Below are 21,235 nucleotides of genomic sequence, written 5' to 3' on the forward strand. Positions count from 1 at the left end.
CACAATCCAGGCTTTGCCGCGATCATCGTTATAGCGGTTACTCATCTAAGCGCTTATTGCTCTCGCACCGTACTGTTTAAGACATTTTCTCAGTGAGAGTGCTGCTAAATCATTTCCCGCTGCATGGCATTTTACTCTCTCTGCAAATTGAATTGTCTGATGCCACGGTAAAAGAGTGAGTGAACGCATATCTGTCATCCACCCTGTCACACCTGATTTGTTAAACGACCCTCTGTTAATCTCTTTCAGTATCAGTTAAGCGCCCGGCATTAAATGCGTCGGGCCACGTTATTTGCTCCTTACAGCTGATTCATTTTTGTAACCTGTACCACAAAAAAATAGAGTTACGCATGATCCGGTTGCCGCAGACGTGTACGCTTCTGCCGATACAGAGGGAGAGCATTATGGATGATGAAGCGGTAAGTGATGCTATTGCGGCATGTCGCCTGCTATTTGGACAGGCGGTGATGGAAATCGTGGCTGAAAATAAGCCTGTGACTGGTGAAGCCATTTCTGAAAAAATTCATCAAATGTTTACCGGAATCAACCCGGAACCCGTGATGACGCTGGCTATCAGCCTGCTGACAACCCGCGCCGACTGACCGATCCCGGTCATCAAGCCAGAGACCTCAGGCCGCCATGGGCGTAATGCCAGTCAGTTAAGCGACAGGTGATAACGCAGTCTGGTGCCGCTCAGGGGCTGGCGGTCCTCGCGCCGCTGCGCGGTTCCTTCACTTCATTCGCCTGCCTGACGGACCGCCGGGGATGGCACATCCTGTGCCGCCCCGCCTTTCGCCCGCGTCCTGCGGGCTCTCCTGGCAGACTCATTCTGTTCAGCGCTGCGGATTGCCTGCCCCTGAGCGACCCCGGCCTGCTCTGAAACTTCAGTGTGTATTGTTAAAAAGGGCACGAGAGTGGAGGCCCGAGCGCCTCTGCTGCTGAAAGGGCTATCCGCAGCGCTGAGGGGTGACGGCGGGCCAGAAGTCCACGCCGGGAAGCGTGGACAGTTCGGGGCCGGCCAGGGAGGGCCGATCCCCGAACGGTTCGTCGGCACGACGTCAAAGCCGAAGGTACCGCGTGAGCGGCGCGAGGACGGCCCGGCAGCAGCAGAGGTGCTCGGGCCCGCACTGCGGCTCGCTCGCCCGGAAAAAAGCTGGCACGTTTGACCGTGACAGCCTTTACAAATCTAATCTTAACTGACCAGTATTACGCCATGGGCGGCCTTTTCCTTCCTATACGCTGGCCCGGCATGGCCGACGCCGTAAAAATAATAATCCGGTTAATAATTCAGGCCTGTCTCTGGCCTGTCGTGCTGGCCTCATATTTTAACAATATCGCAACTATGGAACCAATCTGACACTGCGCTGACTAATTTGCTGACTATACCGTTACGTTACCGTTTTCAGAACGTTAACCGGGCGAGTCTTACTTTTATTCAGCCAGAACGGCGTAGCCTTTGCGCAGAGGATGTCAGACATGCGGTTTTTAATTATTTGTCGGGATAATATTGGCGACACCTTACTGACCACGCCGCTGATCAGTGCGCTGGCGCAATCGGGGCAGCATCAGGTCGACGTGCTGACTAACAATTATGCTGCGCCAGTGTTGCAGCATAATCCCGATATCCGGCAGCTCTTCTATTACACCAAACTGCATCACCGTGAGGCAGGGCAGGGACGACTGGCCTGTGTATTACAGCGACTGAAGCTGATGCTGACGCTGAAAAAACAGCGTTACGATGTGGTGATTCTGGCAAAAAGCCGCTGGGATCAGCATGGCCTGAAGTGGGTTAAAACAGTGCGTCCCGCCAGAGTGATTGCCCTGGGCCATCCCCATCCGCTGATTACCGATCTGCTGCCGCCACCCAGCCAGTCGCCGTGTCATATCAGTGAAACCCTGTTTAGCCTGGGGCGGCCTTTCAATCTCAGCGCCACAGCGCCAGGCAAACTGACGCTGCTGCCGGATGCGGCAATCGCGGCCAGCCTGCGTGACAGCTGTGCGATTGATCCCGCTGTTCCGGTCTATGCATTGCAAATCAGCGCCCGCAAGCCGAGCCAGCAGTGGGAAGCCGCGCGGTTTGCCGGGCTGGCTGAAAAAATCGCGGCGCGTCATCCCTGCCAGATAATGCTGCTCTGGTCACCCGGCAGCCGTGATAATCCGCGTCATCCGGGAGATGATGAAAAAGCGCGTGAAATTATGGCGCTCTGCCCGCATCTGCCGATCAAGGCGGTGGCAACCACCAGCCTGCCGCAGTTAATTGCAGCAATGTCGTTGTGTCAGGGGCTGGTGAGCAGTGATGGCGGGGCAATGCACATTGGTGCGGCGCTGGGATTGCCGGTCGTCGCGCTGTTTGGCGACAGCGATCCGGCATGCTGGCACCCGTGGCAGGTTAACTATCAGGTGCTGCAACCGGCGTCACGTGAGGTCAAGGCGCTGAGCAGCAGCGAGGTCTATGACGCGTTCGCCCATACCATTACTCAGTAATCCTCTTCAGGCCAGCGTCCCAGTCTGGCCGCTTCACACAGCATGGCGACCGTCAGTGGACGATAAGGCTGTGCTGTGCCCGCAGTAAACCAGTTTGCCACTGCAAAGCGCCGTCGGCGCGGCTCCGGAAAATAGCGGGCGTCATCATAGTGTTCTGAACAGACGCCGAAAGTGATAAAAAAATCACTCATCAGAATGGCAAAATCCACCTCACTCAGCGGTAACTGCTGGATATGAAACCCCGTCCGATCCACTTTCCGGAACCAGCCCAGTGCGGTTGGCTGATTGTGGTGCTCAATCAGCGCAATGATGGATTGAGAAAGGTCGTTCATTACCCCACCAGCTTCGCCACGGCCTGCCCGACCTCATCGGCCTTGATCGTTGCCATCGGATGCTGTGAGGCGGTTTTATCCGGACGGTGGATAATGATGTGGCGATCGCTGTCCTGGCAGGGACCGGTATAGCGCGGATTGGCGGTGGAGAACAGGCTGACCGTTGGCGTCTGTGCGGCCACGGCGATGTGCAGTGGACCGGTGTCCCCGGTAACCAGCACATCCAGCGTGCGAATCAGGCTAATCAGGCCGCTGAGATTCGTTTTACCCGCCATCGGGGTCACACGCTGACGGTAGTGCAGGGGCAGGCTTTCAATAAATTCCTGCTCAAGAGGCTGCTCAGCGGCGGTGCCGGTAACGATAATTTCCGTGTCAGGCCAGCGTTCAAGCAAGGCTGTCGCCAGCTGGCTGAAGGAGGCCAGTGGCCAGCGGCGAATATCTTTTGATGCCCCTAACTGAAAACCGATACGGCGATGGTCAGCCTTTGCAGTCGGACTGTTGTTCAGTGCCGGAAGGTGCATCCGGGTCTGCTCTGTCTCTGCGCCCAGGACTTCAATCAGTTTCAGCTTACGCTTGATGGTATGGTCATCGAAATAGCCTGAATAGTGATCGAGATATTTATTTAGCAGAGGCGATTCGCGGCCGTAATGATCGCGCACAATCACCTTACTGCCGGTCAGTACCGAGCTCATAATATCGTAGGGGAAATGGGCGTGTAATATTACTGACAGGTCAGGTTTCTGGCGGCGCAGTTTGAAAAAAAGTGGCAGGAAATTCGCCAGTTTGTTATCCCAGATATAGATCTGATCAAACCAGTTATAACGGCTGACGAGATCCTTATTTTTCTTGCTGGAAACCAGAATAAATTTGCTGGTGGGAAAGCGATTTTTCAGGCTCCAGATAGCCGGCGTATTCATCAGAAAATCGCCCAGTGCCGTGGTGGAGTATATCACCACTGTTTGTGGGGCCAGGTCGTGCAAGGCCTGTGGTTTTGTTCTGCTGGAAAATCGAGAATAGAGCGTTAAAAGTCGGTCTATCAGATAAATCTTTTTTTTCTTCACGTCTGAATTCTCTTGAATTTACCAATGTTATTAACAGGGAAATATTATGGAGTGTTAGAGATTAACGCTACAGAGAAAGTTCATTATGACAGGATGTTTTTTTCAGTCATTGAGTTTTTGTTTGAAATACACTCGCTTTCTGGTTTAAATAAAAATGAACTTTAATTTTTTGTTATTTGGAAGATGTTTTATGTGCACTTTTATTAATGAATGATTACGGCTTGTAATTCTATGAAAAACTAATAGCAGGTTAATTATTAGCGGGATTATTCTGTGACTTCTATCTATTAAAAAACATGCGATAAAACAAACCCCGGCACGTGTGCCGGGGCAGGGTATTACGACTGTGGCTGACCCACCGGGCCTGAACCCAGCGTACCGCCCGGTGACGACTGACCGCTTGGTGCATGAGGGCGGCCATCATCTTTAATCGCATCGCTCTTCTGCGAGCAGCCCGCCAGAGAGGTTAAGGTCGCTGCAACCAGCAGCAGGGCAGGAAATGTTTTCATAAGGTCACCTTGATGTTGTCAGAAAGAGACGAAACCAGACTAAGCATAGATACTTACCGCATTCTGGCCTGAAAAGGCTTATCTTTCAGATGTTTCTCAGCCGGCGGAGAGAGTCCAGGCAAAAAAAAACGGAAGCCAGTGGCTCCCGTTCTGTTGACGTTCAGCGCTATTACTTGCGGCCCAGCAGGAAGCCGATAAATACGCCAACGCCTGCAGCAACGGCCAGACCTGCAACAGGATTGGATTGAACCTGATCCTTGATACAGTCAGCAGCATCGCGGGCAGCATAGCTTGCCTGGTTGGTGTAACGGCGTGCTGCGCCTTTAGCCTGATGCTCAGATGAACCGGTTGCTGCACCCCATTGTTCCTGAACTGCGCCAGCGGCTTCTTTTACTTTATCTTCGATTTTTCCTGACATTTATTGCTCCTTGGTTTTGAGTGAGACCCTCAAAGCGTAGCAAAGATAGTGAATTCTGCTCCTCCAGCGGAGGAAAATGGGCTAAAAAATCATTTCTGGCTGTTAATGGCGCTGCGTTTGCGGGTAAGGGATTTACTGTCTAGCCTTTGGAAAGAGAGGCGCACTCAGGCGCTGCCACAGCCATAGTCAAAGCTACAGCCGGAGGATAAGCAATGAAACGTGATGCACTGAATGATGACGACTATGACGAAGTCTGCCGGGTCATTGGCGATGCGGTCATTGTGCTGTCGGAGCGCGGCCATGACACCCGCCGTGGCGAAATCTACGACCTGCTTAAACGTATACGTCAGCAGCGGGCCCACAGTGAACGGGATGAGCAGCGGATGCTGGATCATGCTATCCGGCTGATTAAGCCTGAGGTTTAGCATAGTGCGGAAACGCTGCGCTACTGCAGCAGCACGCCCTGAATCAGACTGGCCTCAACAATCGTAACCTCATTAATTTTCAGCGCCTGCATATAACCTTCAACCAGTAAGAGATTGCTGACATCAGTGGCCCGGTAGTCGCCCGGGAGTTCACTGTCGCCTTTCCAGACCTGCTGCTGCGACAGCTGACTTAATGTCGTCAGGCTGTAACGATGGGGTTTGCCCGGTAACTGATTGCGGATTGAAAAACCATGGACGCCGCCGATGCCAATGACCCGACGGCTCGCCAGATCCTGTTTAATCTGCGGACTGACCTCATTAGCGGCATAAAATTGCACAAAGCGCAGCACCGACTGCCGCCAGGAGCCAATCGGATTAGGGGATTTGGCCTCCGGGCTGTTCTTCAGCACCGTCAGAATAAAGTTTTTCAGCGTCAATGAGGCCAGTTTGCCCTGATAGATATCCGCAACCGGCTGACCCGCCTGCTGTCGCCAGGCAGTCATCTGCATCGATCCCCCACCAATATCCCAGACCAGCAGTTGCTCATCACGGATCGCCGGATCGTTAAGCGCGGCTTTAGCAGAGAGGAAACCGAGTTTCGCTTCCTGCTGCTGCGAGATGATGCTGATTTGCGCACCGGTCTGGCGCTGCAACTGATCGATGACCGCCTGTCCGTTGCTGGCGTTGCGGAACACCGCGGTGGCAACGCCGCTGATGCGCTGTGGATGAAAGCGCCGTGCCTGCGTTAAAAGCTGCTGCAGGGCAGCGGCACCTTCATGAGTCATTGCCGGGCTGAGCTGATTATCTGTTGAATGCGCTAAGGCCTCGTTCCATGCCACGGCGCGCTGATCCTGATACAGCATCTTTTCGATGCGCAGCTGGCAGACATTGACACGGGCTACCGCAATTTTGGTGGTGCCGGAACCGATATCCAGACCGGCGCGAATTTGCTGGCAACGATCGGCCTGGACAGCAGCGGCAAAAAGCAGTGAGCAGAACAGCGTGACAGCAGACAGTGCAGCAGAACGCATAGCGACTCCGGGGGCAATGAAGATCAGAGTGAACGGGCGGCGACGCAGGCCGGATAGACGCTCACCAGGAAGTGACGCAGATGATCAAAACACCATTCGGCGTCATCCGCCTGCGGGCAATAGAACTGAATAGTGATCTTTTCATAATCGCGCTGACGCTGGCGCAGCGGTGACCAGCTCCAGTCGAGTACCGAACGGGCATAATTGACCAGCGTCTCCGCGGGCATCTGATGTTGCTGCTCCTGCCCGGTCAGGTAGCGATAAAAGTTCGCTTCCAGCTGCAGCGCCTCCTCAAAGCCGTGTTGCGGCAGGTCGGGACGAAAAGCCACATCGATAAAGCCACAGACCGCATCTGCCTGCTGCTGCCAGTCGCAGGCCAGGGTCATAAACAGCCCCTCCTGCAGATTGATCTCCTCGACCAGCCGCCGCAGATTCACTGAATGGTTCAGCACCGCGATCTCCTCAAGGCGACCAGTTTCCAGCGTCAGATCAAAGCCACAGGGATTCACGGAGCCATCCGCATTGCGGGTGGCGGGGAAGGGGAAGTCGATATAACCGTTGTTATCCAGACGCTTTTCCATCGGGGAGACCTGCTGCTTGACGTTTCCTGACAATAAACCATCTGGCAGCAGGATTCATCCCTTATGGACAGGTCCAGGTGATTTGGGTGTCCTGGTAAGGGTTGATCAGGCGGAACTGCTTATCTGACAGGCGCTGCGCGTAATAGCCCTCAGGCGTGACGGCGGAGGGAACATATTTAAAGCGATCCAGCGACTGCAGCGGGCCACTCTTAACGCTGACCTTATCCCGGGTCACGGTGAAGCTATTAACCAGATCAAAAATCACGCCCTGGGTATGCCCCATCGACTGACCATAAATTGTCGAGACCTCACCCGGACATTCCACCCCTTTCGGGCCAGATGAACATCCAGTCACCATCGCGATGAGGATAAAAATGCTGAGACGCATCATGATTTTCTACCTGCTTCAATCCTTGGGAGTTTCGTGGCGCAGAGTCTATCCTGCTGCGTCACTGATTACTTAATCATAGCAGTTTACGCTGCGCTTCCTGTTTGAGATTTGTTTAATCGTTAAGCAACAGGAATGTAAAAGGGTGACTTTGCTTATCAATAAACGTTATTCTTGGCTCCTTTGCGCACCACTTAGGCAAATTCAGGGATAAATGATGAACGAAGAAGAAGCAAGTCTAATGATTATTCGCCATGCGATTGACCAGTTAGAAGCCGATAAGAAGCAACAGGTGATCGCTTGTTCAGCGGATATACGTGCAGCAATGCAGGCTTATGATAGCGAGAATGCCGGGCTGGCACTGATGTTAGTGGCCGCCGAGGTAGCAGCCGAATAATCATATCCGGTCAGTGTGGCAGCCTGTTACGCTGGCCGGATTACTTTATTTTTTCTCAACTTTCAGATTTCTTCGCACGCCGATTCTATCTTGCAATGGTCTTGCTGCGGGTTGCCCCGCGTCCCTTCTCTGTCCTGTGATGTGTTAAGCTAAAAAACCTCAATAAAATCAGCGGAGACACAGCATGAAGGCAGCGTTAATTGCCCTGGGCCTGCTGGCCTGTCACATCGCACCCGCCTGGAGCGAGACGGAATTTCAGCTTAACTGTCCCGGCCGGACAACCATGACCGTTTCGCGTGCCGAATATGGTTTAACCACGTTAATGTGGCCGCCGGGGCATTTCCAGATTGCCGCTGGTCAGCAGCGTACCCGTTTAGAGGCGGGTGATAAGGTGGCGATTACCCGCTTTCGCAATGGCGATCAGCTGATTGTGAACCAGCGCAGCCAGGCGACCTTTTTTGTCTACCGCGACAGCGATAAACTGCTGCCCTGCAGCCGCAGCGAAAAACGCGATGTTGATGCGTTGAGCCTGGAGCGCTACGACGATCGTCAGCACTCCGACACTTAACCCCCGGAGCCACTATGCAACCCGAGATTACCGATAAGGTCACGACGCAGGATCTGGATGAAGTCAGGCTGGGTCTGACTGCGTTCAACAGCAAATATATTAATATTGATGAGATCAGATCGATCGGCGTGTTTATTCGTGATGACCAGGGCCGAAAGCTGGCCGGACTGACCGGATCAACCGCCGGAAACTGGCTGCGGATTGATATGCTGTGGGTGAGTGAGGCGCTACGCGGGCAGGGGGCGGGCAGCAAGCTGATGCAGGCGGCAGAGCAGGAGGCGCGGGATCGCGGCTGCCACTTTGCCCAGGTGGATACCGCCAGTTTTCAGGCGCGGCCGTTTTATGAAAAGCTTGGCTATACGCTGCGCTTCAGCCTGGATAACTATCCGCGGCATCATCAGCGCCACTATCTGACGAAAGCACTGTAATCAGAACAACGGTTGCTGACGCAAATCCAGCGGATGCTGTTCTGCTTCATCAATCGCGGCCAGCCAGCTCTGCAGCGTAACTTTTTTCCAGGAGAGATGCCCGCGCGTGGTACTCATCAGCACCACGTCGGGACGCAGGGAGCGGTAAAACTCCAGCGTCTGGCTCAGCTCAGCCGGATTACTGTCCGGCACCAGCACCGTGATCCAGCGGTCATGCGAACGCGTCACGGTATCGCCAACAAACAGATAGGTCAGCCCCAGCGGCGAGGTGTAGAGATAGCTGCAACTGCCCGGTGTGTGTCCTGGCGTTGGCAGCAGATGGAAATCCCCGAAGTGCGTCTCCTGCTGCGAAAAGGTGTCATCAGGCTCAGCAAAACGGCTGATGGGGCCCAGCGATCGGCTATGGCAGTAAAGTGCGCTGCTGAAGCGCTGCTGGATCAGCGCCGCACCGGGCGCGGATTCATGCCAGTGGGTGAGGTAGTGGCGGATCACGCCGCCGGTATCGGCCATGACTTCATGATCGAGCGGGTTTTCTACGCGGCCAATCAACAGATTGCCGCGCGGGTGACGCAGCATAAAGCCATGCATCATCAGGTCATTAACGGCATCTTCCACCGGAAATTCCGGGGTTGAGATCCACAAATCGTCATACAACGGCTTCAATGTCGATCTCCTGAAACAAACGCTATTCCCGCAGGACGGGATGCCCGGTCGCCTGCAAACGGGCGTGGCCCTGGCTGACCGCTAATCGTGCGCTGGCACCCAAAGGCAGTGTTACGGTGTCAGCGGCATGACCAAAATCTAATCCACAAATCAGCGGCAGACCGGTGGTGTCACGCAGTCGCTGCCAGACGGTGCTGAAGCCAAACCCGTTGTCATATTCTGTCAGGGCTGTGCTGGTGAAGCTGCCGGTAACGATCGCCCGCTGTCGCGCCAGAATGCCGCTCTGCTGCAGCTGAATCAGCATGCGTTCAATGCGGAACGGATGCTCATTCACATCCTCAATCACCAGAATGCCGTTCTCAAACTGCGGCATCCACGGCGTGCCAATCAGTGAGCAGATCATCGCCAGATTCCCGCCCCACAGCGTACCCTGCCATTCGCCCTCGTCAGGCGTTTCGCTTTGCCATGTCACCTCTACTGTAGGTGAAGTCAGTGCCTGCCAGAAGTGGTGAAGGGTAAATTCAGATAAGGTCGCGGCGCCGAAGTTACCGGCCAGCATCGGTGCGCTGAAGGTAATCAGGCCGACCTGCGCCAGCAGCGCCAGCTGAATCGCGGTGAAGTCGCTGTGGCCGCACAGCGCGAGCGGCTGATTCAGCAGACGGCGTTGCAGGCCGATGTAATCGATGGACTCCAGTAACCGGCTGGCACCATAACCGCCACGCACCGCCAGCACCACATCGGGCAGCGTGCTGAGGCTGGCAAGCTGGTTGATATCCGCCAGGCGCTCCGCGTCCGTACCGGCGAAGCGCTGAAAACGGCGGGTGATCACCTGCTCGTTCTCTACCTGATGGCCGGCCGCGCGCAGTCGTGCAATGCCCTGCAGCGCCGCAGGCTGATTGTGACAGTAACCGGAGGGGGAGATAAGACGAACTGAACGTGAAATCATCATACTTTCCTGCTGTTAGCGCCTGACTGACGGCGATGATGGCGAAAAGCGCCGCTGAAGTCACGGTACGCGCCGCATTTTCATGCATTTAGGATAAACGGTAATTTTGCTCTCAGGCTGCCTGGGTATGATAGCATTCGCCACAACAGCTACGAGATGAAAAATTGCTGAAAATCCGACACCTTATACTCTCAGCGTTACTCCTGACCGGCTGTGCCAGCGAGCCACCGCATCATGCCGTTAAGCAGCGCAACACGCCATTAACTCAGGCACCGCCGTCCAGCGTCAATGGCACCTGGGCGATGTTTACCGAAGATGCCGCCAGTCATTATGGCGTTGATGAGAAGTTGATCAGCGCCATTATCAGTGTCGAGTCGGGTGGAAATCCGGGCGTGGTGAGCCGTTCAAATGCGGTGGGGCTGATGCAGATTAAAGCTTCGACCGCCGGGCGCGAAGTCTATCGCACGCTGGGCCGTCGTGGTCAGCCGTCGAATGCCGAGTTGCACGATCCGGCCAAAAATATTGATATCGGCACCGCCTATATCCGCATTCTGCAGAACTCCGCGCTGTCGGGCATCCGCGATCCGCTGACCCTGCGCTATGCCACCATCGTCTCTTATGCCAACGGCGCAGGGGCGTTACTGCGGACTTTCTCCAGCGATCGCGATCGGGCCATTGCGATGATCAATGCGATGTCACCGGATGAGTTCTATCAGCATGTGCAGAACAAGCATCCGGCGGCGCAGGCCCCGCGCTATCTGTGGAAAGTCACCACGGCTTACCGCACTATCTGACCGGTTGTGATGAATTCTGCGGCGTGAGCAGTAGCCGCGCCGTGGGATAGTCGATGATCAGCACCTTGATGTAGCCGCCCAGCAGCGCACCGCGAATCGCCTGCGCTTTCTCTCTTCCGCCTGCCAGCCCGACCACCTGTGGACACTGTTTTACCTGTGCCAGCTCCATACCAATCACCGGATCTTCTTCTGCTTTCAGCACCGGCTGTCCGCAGGCGTCGAAATAGTGCAGACAGATATCGCCTACCGCACCGCGCGCCGCCAGCGTCTGTAGCATCCTGCCATCGTAGTAGTTGCCCGAATTACGTAACAGCGCCGACGGCTCCAGATCGCCAATGCCGACAATCGCCAGGTCGACCTGCTCAAATTTACTCAGCACCTCGGCGACCTCCGCGTTGGCAGAGAGCCGCTGGCGATCGCTGACCGAATGCTCAATCGACTGCGACGGCAGCAGCCAGGCGGGGCAGTTCAGCAGCGCCGCCAGATTTTGCGTCAGAATCGTGGCCTGCACATTGCCGTTAGCCCCGACGCCACCCAGCAGCTGGATCACCCCTTTGCAGGCGCTGTTGAGCGGATGCAGCGCATCCACCATCGCCCGGATCGTGCCGCTCCATGACGAAATACCAATCAGCTCATCGTTTCGCAGTCGGGTCTCCAGATAGTGAGCGGCCGCCGATCCAATCGCCTGCTTAATCTGCAGCGACGACGCCTGGTCCGGCACATCCACCACAATCGCCTGCGGCAGGTTATAGGTCTGCTCAATGGCCTTTTCCAGCTCAGGGTAGACGTTGGCTGGTGGCACCACGCTGATCTTGACCACACCTTCTTTCACGCTGCGATTAAGAATGCGTGAGACAAACGACTGCGATAAGGTCAGCGACTCCGCAATCTCTGACTGCTTCAACCCTTCGACATAGTAAAGGGTGGCAATCTTCACCATCAGTCGCTGTTCATCCTGTTTTGCCATCGGTTTTTCCCTCTCTGATTCTGCCCGGTATTGTTAACCAGGATGATCAAAATCACAACGCAGGCTAATTTGTGATCGTTTTCGCTTTTTGACGATCGCGCATTGGACGGCACGTCAGCGCGGGCGCATAGTCATTATGCATATAAAATCGCGTGTGAATATATATTCAAGCGGAGAAAAATAATGACTCGTCCTCTGATCAAACTGACCCTGCTCGCATCGATGCTCGCCTTTTCAGCGACCGCGCTGGCGGCAGAGCAAGGCCTGCTGGCGATTATCACCCCATCCCATGACAACCCGTTCTTTAAAGCCGAGGCGGAAGGGGCCTTAGCGAAAGCCAAAGAGCTGGGTTACGCCACGCTGGTGGCGTCGCACGATGATGACGTAAACAAGCAAAACCAGCTGATTGAGACCGCGATTGCGCGCAAAGCCAAAGCGATCATTCTTGATAACGCTGGTGCCGACGCCACCGTCGGGCCGGTGCAGAAAGCCAAAGATGCCGGGATCCCGACCTTCCTGATTGACCGGGAGATCAACAAAACCGGCATCGCGGTAGCGCAGATCGTCTCTAACAACTATCAGGGGGCGCAGCTGGGCGCGGAGAAATTTGCGAAATTGCTGGGCGGCAAAGGGGACTATGTTGAACTGCTGGGCAAAGAGTCTGACACCAACGCGGGCGTGCGGTCGCAGGGCTATCACGATGTGCTGGATGACTACAGCGACATGAAAATGGTGGCTCAGCAGAGCGCCAACTGGAGTCAGACCGAAGCCTTCAGCCGCATGGAAACCCTGCTGCAGAAACACCCCAACATCGTGGGCGTCATCTCCGGTAACGACACCATGGCGCTGGGTGCCGAAGCCGCGCTGAAAGCCGCCGGGAAAACATCGGTGATCGTGGTGGGCTTTGATGGCAGCGACTACACCCGCGATTCGATCCTCAACAAAGGCAATATTAAAGCGACGGTGCTGCAGCCGGGCTGGGATCAGGCGCAGATGGCGGTCACGCAGGCGGATTACTACCTGAAGAACGGCAAAGCGCAGAAACAGGAGAAGCAGCTGATGGACTGCGTGCTGATTGACGACAGCAACGCCGCTAAGCTGAAAAACTTCAACCTGGCGAAATAACCATGAAACGGATGCTGGCGGTATTGACCGGTATGGCGCTGCTCAGCGCCTGCACCGTGGTGGATCTGGATGCGGACGGTAAGCCGATCCTGCCGAAGGATCCGCACGCGAAACCCAGCTATACCACCCAGACACCGCAGCAGATTGCGGAAGAGACCTGGCAGCCGCGCGTGATGACCACCGCGAACAGCCATGCGCTGAACTGGGCTGACATGGAGGCGAAAAGTCAGACGGTCAAACCCGGCGGGCGCGAAAGCGTCTTCGTACGAGCCGGGGGTACAGCCAGCGCCTTTGATGAGAGTAGCCCGCGTGAACGCACGCTGACGCTGATGATTAACGGCAAGCCGGTGGCGGTCAGTGTCGGGCCGGTGCTGCGCAGTAACGCTATCCGGGATGCCGCCGGATTCCGTTTCGAAGAGTTTACCAATCAGGTGCAGTACGCCCAACTGACCCGGGCGCTGAACCGTCACGCGGTGAAGCAACTGCCACCGCTGGATGCCAGCTGGGTCAACCAGCCGGTGCAGGCGCTGCTGGCCGTAACCATCGGGCAGAACAGCGTTGAAGATGTGGTGGCGGTTGAGCTGAAGCGGGGGACGCCCTGATGGACGATGAGATCATTCTGCGGGCCGAACAGATATCGATGCTGTTTCCCGGCACGCTGGCGCTGGATCGCGTCGACTATCGGGTCTGGCGCGGCAAAGTTAACGTCATCATCGGTGAGAATGGGGCGGGAAAATCGACCCTGATGAAAATTCTGGCCGGGGTACAGCAGCCCACGGCCGGTTCGCTGTTCCTGAATGGCGAGCCGCTGACGCTGAGCAGCACCCGCGACGCCGCCCGGCACGGCATCGGCATGGTGCACCAGGAGCTGAATCTGTTTGAGAACCTGACGGTGGCTGAAAACCTGTTTCTGGGCCGGGAGATCCAGCGCGGCATGGCCCCGATCAACGAGGCAGAGCAGGCTCGCCGCACCGCCGCGCTGATGGCGCGCCTCGATCAGCCGATTTCACCCCATGAGCGGGTCGGTAATCTCAAAGTGGGTCAGCAGCAGCTGGTCGAGATTGCCAAAGCGCTGGCGGAAGATGCGGACATCCTGATCCTCGACGAGCCGACCTCGGCGCTGAGCAAAACCGAAGTGGAGATCCTGTTCCGGGTGATCCGCGACCTGACGCAGCAGGGCGTTACCGTGATTTACATCTCCCACCGGCTGGAAGAGCTGATGGCAATTGGCGACGTGATCACCATTCTGCGCGACGGGCGCTTTCAGGCCGAAGCGCCGGTCAGCAGCATCGATGTGCCGTGGATCGTGCGTGAGATGCTGGGCAGTGAACCGGTCACCACCTTCCTGCCGGAAGCGCGTGAGTTTGGCGCGCCGGTGCTGGAGGCGCAGCACATTACCTGCGTCAGCCCCAATGGCAATACCCTGGTGGATGACGTCAGTTTTCAGGTGCGGGCCGGGGAAATTGTCGGGATTTACGGGCTGATGGGCGCAGGCCGCACCGAGCTGTTTGAGTGTCTGCTTGGCAGTCAGCGTCACTATCTGGGCAAGCTGTGGCTCGACAGCAAACCGCTGCCGACCCGTCTGCCCACCGCTGACCGTATCCGCATGGGCATGAGTCTGGTGCCAGAAGATCGCAAACGCGCCGGGATTTTCCCGGTGTCATCGGTCGCCAGTAATCTCACCATCGCCAGCCTGTGGCGGCGTCTGTCGCATCGCTTTGCCATTGCCCATCAGGCGGAGCAGCAGGCGGTAAGCCAGACGGTGGGCAACCTGGCGATCAAAATCTCCTCGCCGGACGTGGCCATCAGCGCGCTGAGTGGTGGCAATCAGCAGAAAGTAGTGATTGGCCGCGCGCTGCTGACCAATCCGCGTCTGCTGTTGCTGGATGAGCCGAGTCGCGGCATTGATGTCGGTGCAAAAGCAGAGGTATTTCGCATGATGGTGGCGCTGTCGCAGCAGGGCATTGCAGTTCTCTTCTCCACCTCGGACCTGAAAGAGATTATGGCGGTAGCCGATCGCATCCTGGTGATGTCGGGCGGCAAACTTACGGCTGATCTTCCCCGCGACCAGGCGGAAGAGGCAGCGCTGGTGAAAGCAAGTGCGCAGGGGTTCTGAGCATGAAAAGCAATGACAGCGTCGCGCTGACCACACTTCCGGCTAAGGCGTTCAGTTCACGTGAAAGCATTCTGCTGCTGCTTCTGAAGCTGCGCACTTTTATTGCGCTGATTCTGATCGTCGGCTTCTTCGCCATCACCGTGCCGGACTTTCTCGCCACCGGCAGCCTGGTGATCATGGTGAAACATATCGCCATCAACGCCTTTCTGGCGCTGGGCATCACCTTTGTCATTATCACGGCGGGAATTGACCTGTCGATTGGGGCGACGCTGGGACTGTGCGGCATGATCGCCGGCTGGCTGATTACCAAAGGCATTGTGCTGCCGATGTTTGGCATCGCTATTTTTCCCAGCGTCTGGGTGATTGTGCCGGTAGTACTGCTGATCGGCGCGCTGATTGGCGCGGGCAACGGCTGGATCATTACCCGCTACAACGTGGCCCCCTTTATCTGCACCCTCGGCACCATGTATATCCTGCGCGGCGCGGCGATGCTCACCTCCGGCGGCGAGACCTTTCCCGGTCTGCAGGGGAATCCGCTGCTGGGCAATACCGGTTTCGATCGGATTGGTGCCGGAACCTTTCTCGGGCTGCCCTACGCCATCTGGATGATGGTGGTGCTGGCGCTGGTGATCGCCTACATCGCCCGTCGCCTGCCGTTTGGCCGTCAGGTCTATGCCATCGGGGACAATGAACGTGCCGCTGAACTGTCGGGTGTGAAAACCCGGCAGGTAAAAATTCTGGTCTACACCCTGTCAGGATTCTGCGCGGCGATTGCTGGCATCGTGGTCTCATCGCAACTGGTCGCCAGCCATCCGGCTAACGGCACCGCGTTTGAGATGAATGCCATTGCCGCCGTGGTGCTGGGTGGCACGTCGCTGGCGGGCGGACGCGGCACCATCCTCGGCACGCTGATTGGTGCGTTCGTCATCGGCTTTCTGGCGGATGGCCTGATCATGATGGGTGTCAGTGAATTCTGGCAGATGGTGATCAAAGGCATCGTGATTATCATCGCGGTGATCATCGACCAGACCCAGAGCCGGATGCAGCAGAAGGCGGCCGTGGTGGCTCAGAAAGCGTTAATCGAGGAGGGGACACCGGCAAAACCCTGACGGGAAAGTGCGTTGAACCGGACAGCGGGTGCCGCTGAGTGATTCCTGGCAGCGGACGGCCTGCCCGGTTTAACGGGCAGAATAGCGAACAAAGGGCGGTTCAGTTTATTAGCTCCTTTTTTCAGGCACAAAATTTTTTAACCGACGTGAATATATATTCATAACCGATTTAAAATTCAGAGGTAGTGTATGAATCCTTTCAATCTTCCGGTCGATGACCTTGAGCGCCGGGCGCGGGCAATCCGCCGCCGCATCATCCAGCTTAACGCGGGCAGCCCGGCAGGCGGTCATACCGGCGCTGACCTGTCACAGGTAGAGATCCTCACCGCGCTCTACTTCCGCATTCTGAACTGCGCCCCGGATCGTACAGACGACGATCAGCGTGACATCTATATCCAGTCCAAAGGGCATGCGGTGGGGGGCTATTACTGCGTGCTGGCGGAAGCGGGCTACTTCCCGACCGACTGGCTGGCAACCTATCAGCATGCCGACTCGCATCTGCCCGGCCATCCGGTACGGCAGAAAACGCCGGGCGTTGAGCTGAACACCGGCGCGCTGGGTCACGGCCTGCCGGTGGCGGTGGGCATCGCTATCGCGGCGAAAAAAGATAACAGCCCGCGCCGCATCTTTGTGGTGACCGGCGATGGTGAGCTAGCTGAAGGCAGCAACTGGGAGGCGGCGCTGGTGGCGGCGCATTACGGCCTCGACAACCTGATCATCATCAATGACAAAAACAAGCTGCAACTGGCGGGCGCGACCCGCGACATCATGAACACCGATCCGCTGCCGGAAAAATGGCGCGCCTTCGGGCTGGAGGTCACCGAATGCAACGGCAATGATATGGCGGCGGTGGTCGACACCATTGAAAACCTGCCGAAGAACGGCAAACCGCAGGTGATTGTGGCGCATACCGAGAAGGGATTTGGCGTCTCCTTTATCCAGAGCAAGGCGGAATGGCATCACCGGGTGCCGAAAGGCGAAGAGATCGCACTGGCACTGGAGGAACTGAAAGATGAGTAATGCACAACATTTAGCAAGCGTCATGGTCACGGCCTTTATCGACGCAGTGAATCGCGGTGTGGATCTGGTGCCGGTAGTAGCCGACTCCACGTCGACGGCCAAAATCGCCCCCTTTATCAAGGCCTTTCCCGACCGGCTGATTAACGTCGGCATCGCTGAGCAGACGCTGGTGGGCACGGCGGCCGGTCTGGCGCTGGGCGGCAAGGTCGCAGTGACCTGTAACGCCGCGCCATTTCTGGTGTCACGCGCCAATGAGCAGGTAAAAGTCGACGTCTGCTACAACAACACCAACGTCAAACTGTTCGGGCTGAATGCCGGGACCAGCTATGGCCCGTTAGCCAGTACCCATCACAGCATTGATGACATTGCGGTGATGCGCGGTTTCGGCAACATCGAGATCTATGCGCCTTCCTGTCCGCTGGAGTGCCGTCAGATCATCGATTACGCCCTTGAGCATGTCGGGCCGGTCTATATCCGTCTGGATGGCAAAGATCTGCCGCAGCTGCACGCGGAAAGCTACCAGTTCAGGCCGGGCGCGATCGACCTGCTGCGTGAAGGCAGCGACATCGCACTGGTGGCGATGGGCTCAACGGTTCACGAGGTGGTTCACGCTGCTGAGCAACTGGCTGAGCAGGGCATTTCAGCCGGTGTGATCGCGGTTCCATCGATTCGACCTTGTGATACCCAACAGCTGCGCAACCTGTTAAATCACTACCCAGCGGTGATTACCGTAGAGGAGCATAACGTTAATGGCGGTGTCGGCAGCCTGGTGGCCGAAGTGCTGGCGGAAGGCGGCTGCGGCATCCCGCTGTTGCGGCTCGGCATTGCAGATGGGGAATATGCGATTGCCGGCGATCGCGCCTCTACCCGCGCCCATCATGGCATTGATGCCAGTAGCGTGGTGAACAGTGCAGCGCGCATCTGCGCAGGAGCATAAACATGGTGGGACCCCTGATTCTGGCGATCGACGAAGGCACCACCAATGCCAAGGCGATTGCGGTTGATCGTGATGGCCGTGTGGTGGCACGCGGCAGCCAGAGCTTAACCCTGCAACATCCGCAGCCGGGACTGGCTGAGCAGGACCCTGTGGCGATCTGGCTGGCGGTAAAAGAGGCCATTACCCATTGCCTGGCAGCCTGTGGTGGCGCGTCTGTCGCGGCTGTGGCGATCAGTAATCAGCGCGAGTCGGTGCTGATCTGGCAGCGGCGTGACGGCAAGCCGCTGACGCCGCTGGTGAGCTGGCAGGATCGACGATCCGAGTTACTCTGTCGCGACCTGCGTCAGGCGGGCAAAGCACCTCGCATCACCGGTTTGACCGGCCTGGCCGTTGACCCGATGTTTCCGGCCGCCAAGCTGACCGGGATGCTGGCCGCCATTCCTGACGGCGCGGCGCGGGCGGCGGCGGGTGAGCTCTGTATCGGCACGGTCGACAGCTGGCTCAGCTGGCAGCTCAGCGCGGGCGAGGTATTTATTACCGATCATGCTAACGCCTCCCGTACTCAACTCTACAGCCTGCATCTTAATGACTGGGACGACGAGCTGCTGACGCTGTTTCAACTGCCGCGCGCCGCGCTGCCGCGCATCACCGCTTCAGCCAGTGAACAGGGCGTGGTCGCGGTGAATGATATTCCCGGCTTAGCGCCAGGCACGCCGATTCTGGCGCGCATCGGCGACTCTCATGCCGCCTTACAGGCGCAGCGGCGCGGCGAGTCTGAAGTGGTGAAAGCCACCTACGGCACCGGATCTTCCCTGATGATGTCCATGGCGACGCCGCTGCTGACGGAAAATGGCCTCAGCACCACCGTAGCCTGGCATGACGGCACGCTGCGTTATGCCTTTGAAGGCAACATTACCCACACCGGTTCCGGTGCCGCCTGGCTGGGCAGAATGCTCGGCGTGCAGGAGCCGCGCGAGCTCACCGCGATGGCGCAGCGCTGCGACGACAATCAGGGCATCTATTTTGTCCCGGCGCTCTCTGGCCTGGGCGCGCCCTGGTGGGATCTGCAGGCGCGCGGCATGGTGTGCGGACTGACGGATGCCGCCACACCCGCCGTGCTGGCGCGGGTGGCGCTGGAGTCGATCGTCTGGCAAATCGCCGACGTCTTTTTTGCCATGGAGCAGGCCAGCGGCCAGCAGCTTCCGGCGCTCTGTGTGGATGGCAGCGCCACCGAAAATAGCTGGCTGATGCAGTTACAGGCGGATGTGTTACAGCGGCCGTTGCAGCGGGTGCCTACCGCCGAGGTCTCCGCGCTGGGCGCGGCACTGCTGGCAGGCAAAGTGCTGGGATGGTGGCAGCAGGGCAGTGATATGCAGGCGCTGCAGGGCGGCAGCGTCATCATGCCGCGTGAAGAGCACGCGCAGCGTATGCAGGAAAACTATAAAGGCTGGATTGACGCCGTTGCACGCTGTCGTTATCAGCCACATTAATCCTTATCCGGAGCAGAGCCATGTCAACACTTCCTCAGCAGTTAACCTTCGGCGTCATTATTGGCAACCGGGGTTTTTTTCCCAGCTATCTGGTGGGCGAGGCGCGCCAGCAGGCGGTCGCGCTGTTTGAAAAGATGAACATTAATACGGTGATGCTGGATGAGAACCAGACCAACCTGGGCGGCGTCGAGACGCGTCAGGAGGCGAAAACCTGTGCCGCGCTGTTTCGTCAGCATCGCGAAGCGATTCACGGCATTGTGGTGCTGCTGCCTAACTTTGGTGATGAAAAAGCCATCGCGGAAGCGCTGCGTCTCGCCGGGCTGAACGTGCCGGTGCTGGTGCAGGCCGAAGAGGACAATCTGGATAAAATGGGACTGGCGACCCGCCGCGACAGCTTCTGCGGCAAAATTTCGCTCTGCAACAACCTGCGGCAATATGGCATCCCGTTTACGCTGACCCGCCAGCACGTCTGCGCCCTGAGCGGCGACGTGTTTATGCAGGATCTGCAGCGGTTCAGCCAGCTCTGTCGGGTGGTGAATGCCATGCGCCGGGTACGCGTCGGGGCAATTGGTGCCCGGCCCGCCGGATTCAACACCGTGCGCTACAGCGAAAAGCTGCTGGAGAAGATGGGCATCGCGGTGGAGACCCTGGATTTATCGGAGATCTTTACCCGCACCAACCGGCTGCGCGATGACGATATCCGCGTGGCAGAGAAGCGTGAAATCCTGGAGGCCAACGCCGATGCGCGGGGGATTCCGGGTGACAAACTGGTGACCATGGCCAAACTGTTTGTGGTGATCAGCGAGTGGATCAGCGACAACGATATCGATACCACCGCCATTCAGTGCTGGACGTCGTTGCAGGAGAACCTGGGCATTAACGTCTGCTCAATCATGAGCGTGATGTCGGGCCAGCTGATGCCCAGCGCCTGCGAAGTGGATGTGATGGGGGCGCTGTCGATGTATGCGCTCGCCAGTTGCTCGCTGAACCCCGCCTCGCTGGCAGACTGGAACAACAACTTTGGCGACGAGCGGGACAAATGTGTGCTGTTTCACTGCGGTAATTTCGCCAGCGCCAGCCTGGAGTCAGCGACCATGGGCACGGCGGATATCATCGGCACCACCGTGGGCAAAGAGAACACCTGTGGCGCAGTGCATGGCCGCATGAAGCAGGGCGATCTGACCTATTTCCGCCTCTCTACCGACGACTTCAGCGGCGAAATCAAAGCCTATGTGGGAGAGGGAATGTCGGTCACCGATCCGCTGGACACGGTAGGTTGCCGTGCGGTGATCCAGGTGCCGCAGCTGGAGACACTACTGGCGTGGATCTGCCGTAACGGCTTTGAGCATCATGTGGCAATGAACCACTCTGCCACGGCTGGTGTGCTGCAGGAAGCGTTCAGTGAGTATCTCGGCGTGAGCTGCTACCGGCATCAGTAAGCGGTAA

25 protein-coding genes are annotated in these 21,235 nt (G+C 57.2%); 15 read left to right on the plus strand and 10 right to left on the minus strand.

All coding sequences use genetic code 11. The features are described from left to right. Positions 1-404: 404 nt before the first annotated feature. Both PAG01S_RS01275 and PAG01S_RS01290 read left to right on the plus strand, forming a co-directional pair. Entirely contained in the window at positions 405-602 is a 198-nt protein-coding gene (locus tag PAG01S_RS01275) for a hypothetical protein (protein WP_010246253.1), read from the plus strand. A gap of 874 nt (positions 603-1,476) precedes the next feature. Then, positions 1,477-2,484 carry a glycosyltransferase family 9 protein gene (locus PAG01S_RS01290; RefSeq protein ID WP_062757432.1) on the plus strand — a complete coding sequence of 336 codons (1,008 nt, stop codon included), beginning with the start codon at positions 1,477-1,479 and terminating at the stop codon, positions 2,482-2,484. Here the strand turns inward: PAG01S_RS01290 and PAG01S_RS01295 are convergent. From PAG01S_RS01295 to PAG01S_RS01305, 4 genes are all read right to left on the minus strand, one after another. Then, positions 2,478-2,816 carry a DUF1493 family protein gene (locus PAG01S_RS01295; protein ID WP_062757433.1) on the minus strand — a complete coding sequence of 113 codons (339 nt, stop codon included), beginning with the start codon at positions 2,814-2,816 and terminating at the stop codon, positions 2,478-2,480. The two genes, PAG01S_RS01290 and PAG01S_RS01295, sit on opposite strands and share 7 nt — an antisense overlap. Then, positions 2,816-3,877, minus strand: a complete 1,062-nt coding sequence (locus PAG01S_RS01300) for a glycosyltransferase family 9 protein (RefSeq protein WP_062757434.1) — start codon at positions 3,875-3,877, stop codon at positions 2,816-2,818. Before PAG01S_RS01300 ends, PAG01S_RS01295 begins: the two co-directional genes overlap by 1 nt. A 338-nt stretch (positions 3,878-4,215) precedes the next feature. Beyond that, entirely contained in the window at positions 4,216-4,386 is a 171-nt protein-coding gene (locus PAG01S_RS22375) for a hypothetical protein (protein ID WP_164501688.1), read from the minus strand. Positions 4,387-4,555: 169 nt separating this feature from the next. Continuing rightward, complete coding sequence (locus tag PAG01S_RS01305) at positions 4,556-4,804, minus strand: ElaB/YgaM/YqjD family protein (protein ID WP_010246235.1); 249 nt, start codon at positions 4,802-4,804, stop codon at positions 4,556-4,558. Positions 4,805-5,016: 212 nt separating this feature from the next. On the opposite strand from PAG01S_RS01305, the gene PAG01S_RS01310 reads away from it, so the two are divergent. Next, entirely contained in the window at positions 5,017-5,229 is a 213-nt protein-coding gene (locus PAG01S_RS01310; protein WP_010246232.1) for a DUF2767 family protein, read from the plus strand. A gap of 20 nt (positions 5,230-5,249) precedes the next feature. Here PAG01S_RS01310 and PAG01S_RS01315 read toward each other — a convergent pair whose 3' ends face one another. The 3 genes from PAG01S_RS01315 to PAG01S_RS01325 all read right to left on the minus strand — a co-directional run bounded on the left by PAG01S_RS01315 (position 5,250) and on the right by PAG01S_RS01325 (position 7,232). After that, the gene (locus PAG01S_RS01315; protein ID WP_062757435.1) at positions 5,250-6,260 is read right to left on the minus strand and encodes a Ppx/GppA phosphatase family protein; all 1,011 of its coding nucleotides are present in this window, start codon (positions 6,258-6,260) and stop codon (positions 5,250-5,252) included. Positions 6,261-6,283: 23 nt separating this feature from the next. Continuing rightward, the gene (locus PAG01S_RS01320; RefSeq protein ID WP_022625839.1) at positions 6,284-6,841 is read right to left on the minus strand and encodes a hypothetical protein; all 558 of its coding nucleotides are present in this window, start codon (positions 6,839-6,841) and stop codon (positions 6,284-6,286) included. A gap of 61 nt (positions 6,842-6,902) precedes the next feature. Further along, positions 6,903-7,232 (minus strand): hypothetical protein, encoded by a 330-nt coding sequence (locus PAG01S_RS01325; protein ID WP_010246223.1) that lies wholly within the window; start codon positions 7,230-7,232, stop codon positions 6,903-6,905. Positions 7,233-7,446: 214 nt separating this feature from the next. Here PAG01S_RS01325 and PAG01S_RS01330 point away from each other — a divergent pair, with 214 nt between their 5' ends. The 3 genes from PAG01S_RS01330 to PAG01S_RS01340 all read left to right on the plus strand — a co-directional run bounded on the left by PAG01S_RS01330 (position 7,447) and on the right by PAG01S_RS01340 (position 8,622). Then, complete coding sequence (locus tag PAG01S_RS01330) at positions 7,447-7,626, plus strand: hypothetical protein (protein WP_010246220.1); 180 nt, start codon at positions 7,447-7,449, stop codon at positions 7,624-7,626. A 184-nt stretch (positions 7,627-7,810) separates the two neighbouring features. Beyond that, positions 7,811-8,194, plus strand: coding sequence for a hypothetical protein (locus tag PAG01S_RS01335; protein ID WP_010246217.1), 384 nt, complete (start codon positions 7,811-7,813; stop codon positions 8,192-8,194). A gap of 14 nt (positions 8,195-8,208) precedes the next feature. Next, positions 8,209-8,622, plus strand: a complete 414-nt coding sequence (locus PAG01S_RS01340; protein WP_062757437.1) for a GNAT family N-acetyltransferase — start codon at positions 8,209-8,211, stop codon at positions 8,620-8,622. Here PAG01S_RS01340 and PAG01S_RS01345 read toward each other — a convergent pair whose 3' ends face one another. Both PAG01S_RS01345 and ldcA read right to left on the minus strand, forming a co-directional pair. Further along, positions 8,623-9,285, minus strand: coding sequence for an MBL fold metallo-hydrolase (locus PAG01S_RS01345; protein ID WP_010246210.1), 663 nt, complete (start codon positions 9,283-9,285; stop codon positions 8,623-8,625). It abuts the gene before it with no gap. Positions 9,286-9,307: 22 nt separating this feature from the next. After that, a complete protein-coding gene (gene ldcA / locus PAG01S_RS01350; RefSeq protein WP_081114138.1) occupies positions 9,308-10,231 on the minus strand; it encodes a muramoyltetrapeptide carboxypeptidase in 924 nt (307 codons plus the stop codon). A gap of 164 nt (positions 10,232-10,395) precedes the next feature. On the opposite strand from ldcA, the gene emtA reads away from it, so the two are divergent. After that, positions 10,396-11,025, plus strand: a complete 630-nt coding sequence (gene emtA, locus PAG01S_RS01355; RefSeq protein WP_073970638.1) for a membrane-bound lytic murein transglycosylase EmtA — start codon at positions 10,396-10,398, stop codon at positions 11,023-11,025. On the opposite strand, the gene PAG01S_RS01360 is transcribed toward emtA, so the two are convergent. Beyond that, positions 11,018-11,992, minus strand: a complete 975-nt coding sequence (locus PAG01S_RS01360; protein ID WP_062757440.1) for a sugar-binding transcriptional regulator — start codon at positions 11,990-11,992, stop codon at positions 11,018-11,020. The two genes, emtA and PAG01S_RS01360, sit on opposite strands and share 8 nt — an antisense overlap. A gap of 183 nt (positions 11,993-12,175) precedes the next feature. Between PAG01S_RS01360 and PAG01S_RS01365 the strand changes: the two genes are divergently transcribed. The 8 genes from PAG01S_RS01365 to PAG01S_RS01400 all read left to right on the plus strand — a co-directional run bounded on the left by PAG01S_RS01365 (position 12,176) and on the right by PAG01S_RS01400 (position 21,228). Continuing rightward, positions 12,176-13,117 carry a D-ribose ABC transporter substrate-binding protein gene (locus tag PAG01S_RS01365; protein WP_010246199.1) on the plus strand — a complete coding sequence of 314 codons (942 nt, stop codon included), beginning with the start codon at positions 12,176-12,178 and terminating at the stop codon, positions 13,115-13,117. 2 nt (positions 13,118-13,119) lie between these two features. After that, positions 13,120-13,719 (plus strand): DUF2291 family protein, encoded by a 600-nt coding sequence (locus PAG01S_RS01370; protein WP_062757441.1) that lies wholly within the window; start codon positions 13,120-13,122, stop codon positions 13,717-13,719. Continuing rightward, the gene (locus PAG01S_RS01375; protein ID WP_062757443.1) at positions 13,719-15,233 is read left to right on the plus strand and encodes a sugar ABC transporter ATP-binding protein; all 1,515 of its coding nucleotides are present in this window, start codon (positions 13,719-13,721) and stop codon (positions 15,231-15,233) included. Before PAG01S_RS01370 ends, PAG01S_RS01375 begins: the two co-directional genes overlap by 1 nt. A 2-nt stretch (positions 15,234-15,235) precedes the next feature. Continuing rightward, a complete protein-coding gene (locus PAG01S_RS01380; protein ID WP_010246189.1) occupies positions 15,236-16,342 on the plus strand; it encodes an ABC transporter permease in 1,107 nt (368 codons plus the stop codon). A gap of 189 nt (positions 16,343-16,531) precedes the next feature. Next, on the plus strand, positions 16,532-17,362 hold the full coding sequence (locus tag PAG01S_RS01385; protein ID WP_010246187.1) for a transketolase: 831 nt from the start codon (positions 16,532-16,534) through the stop codon (positions 17,360-17,362). Further along, the gene (locus PAG01S_RS01390) at positions 17,355-18,299 is read left to right on the plus strand and encodes a transketolase family protein (protein ID WP_010246183.1); all 945 of its coding nucleotides are present in this window, start codon (positions 17,355-17,357) and stop codon (positions 18,297-18,299) included. The genes PAG01S_RS01385 and PAG01S_RS01390 overlap by 8 nt, the downstream gene beginning before the upstream one ends. A 2-nt stretch (positions 18,300-18,301) precedes the next feature. Beyond that, positions 18,302-19,789 (plus strand): FGGY family carbohydrate kinase, encoded by a 1,488-nt coding sequence (locus PAG01S_RS01395; RefSeq protein ID WP_062757445.1) that lies wholly within the window; start codon positions 18,302-18,304, stop codon positions 19,787-19,789. A gap of 20 nt (positions 19,790-19,809) precedes the next feature. Then, positions 19,810-21,228, plus strand: coding sequence for an L-fucose/L-arabinose isomerase family protein (locus PAG01S_RS01400; RefSeq protein WP_050680012.1), 1,419 nt, complete (start codon positions 19,810-19,812; stop codon positions 21,226-21,228). Positions 21,229-21,235 lie beyond the last annotated feature (7 nt).

Source organism: Pantoea agglomerans NBRC 102470 (assembly GCF_001598475.1).
In the GTDB taxonomy this organism is placed as follows: domain Bacteria; phylum Pseudomonadota; class Gammaproteobacteria; order Enterobacterales; family Enterobacteriaceae; genus Pantoea; species Pantoea agglomerans.

Bases quoted from the DNA above. Each gene is read 5' to 3' on its own strand.
- PAG01S_RS01385 (WP_010246187.1), top strand. From the start codon at position 16,532: ATGAATCCTTTCAATCTTCCGGTCGATGACCTTGAGCGCCGGGCGCGG.
- PAG01S_RS01370 (WP_062757441.1), top strand. From the start codon at position 13,120: ATGAAACGGATGCTGGCGGTATTGACCGGTATGGCGCTGCTCAGCGCC.
- PAG01S_RS01365 (WP_010246199.1), top strand. From the start codon at position 12,176: ATGACTCGTCCTCTGATCAAACTGACCCTGCTCGCATCGATGCTCGCC.
- PAG01S_RS22375 (WP_164501688.1), bottom strand. From the start codon at position 4,386: ATGAAAACATTTCCTGCCCTGCTGCTGGTTGCAGCGACCTTAACCTCT.
- PAG01S_RS01305 (WP_010246235.1), bottom strand. From the start codon at position 4,804: ATGTCAGGAAAAATCGAAGATAAAGTAAAAGAAGCCGCTGGCGCAGTT.
- PAG01S_RS01390 (WP_010246183.1), top strand. From the start codon at position 17,355: ATGAGTAATGCACAACATTTAGCAAGCGTCATGGTCACGGCCTTTATC.
- PAG01S_RS01340 (WP_062757437.1), top strand. From the start codon at position 8,209: ATGCAACCCGAGATTACCGATAAGGTCACGACGCAGGATCTGGATGAA.
- PAG01S_RS01330 (WP_010246220.1), top strand. From the start codon at position 7,447: ATGAACGAAGAAGAAGCAAGTCTAATGATTATTCGCCATGCGATTGAC.
- PAG01S_RS01400 (WP_050680012.1), top strand. From the start codon at position 19,810: ATGTCAACACTTCCTCAGCAGTTAACCTTCGGCGTCATTATTGGCAAC.
- PAG01S_RS01290 (WP_062757432.1), top strand. From the start codon at position 1,477: ATGCGGTTTTTAATTATTTGTCGGGATAATATTGGCGACACCTTACTG.
- PAG01S_RS01315 (WP_062757435.1), bottom strand. From the start codon at position 6,260: ATGCGTTCTGCTGCACTGTCTGCTGTCACGCTGTTCTGCTCACTGCTT.
- PAG01S_RS01295 (WP_062757433.1), bottom strand. From the start codon at position 2,816: ATGAACGACCTTTCTCAATCCATCATTGCGCTGATTGAGCACCACAAT.
- PAG01S_RS01360 (WP_062757440.1), bottom strand. From the start codon at position 11,992: ATGGCAAAACAGGATGAACAGCGACTGATGGTGAAGATTGCCACCCTT.
- PAG01S_RS01275 (WP_010246253.1), top strand. From the start codon at position 405: ATGGATGATGAAGCGGTAAGTGATGCTATTGCGGCATGTCGCCTGCTA.
- PAG01S_RS01320 (WP_022625839.1), bottom strand. From the start codon at position 6,841: ATGGAAAAGCGTCTGGATAACAACGGTTATATCGACTTCCCCTTCCCC.
- PAG01S_RS01335 (WP_010246217.1), top strand. From the start codon at position 7,811: ATGAAGGCAGCGTTAATTGCCCTGGGCCTGCTGGCCTGTCACATCGCA.
- PAG01S_RS01380 (WP_010246189.1), top strand. From the start codon at position 15,236: ATGAAAAGCAATGACAGCGTCGCGCTGACCACACTTCCGGCTAAGGCG.
- PAG01S_RS01395 (WP_062757445.1), top strand. From the start codon at position 18,302: ATGGTGGGACCCCTGATTCTGGCGATCGACGAAGGCACCACCAATGCC.
- ldcA (WP_081114138.1), bottom strand. From the start codon at position 10,231: ATGATTTCACGTTCAGTTCGTCTTATCTCCCCCTCCGGTTACTGTCAC.
- PAG01S_RS01325 (WP_010246223.1), bottom strand. From the start codon at position 7,232: ATGATGCGTCTCAGCATTTTTATCCTCATCGCGATGGTGACTGGATGT.
- PAG01S_RS01310 (WP_010246232.1), top strand. From the start codon at position 5,017: ATGAAACGTGATGCACTGAATGATGACGACTATGACGAAGTCTGCCGG.
- PAG01S_RS01375 (WP_062757443.1), top strand. From the start codon at position 13,719: ATGGACGATGAGATCATTCTGCGGGCCGAACAGATATCGATGCTGTTT.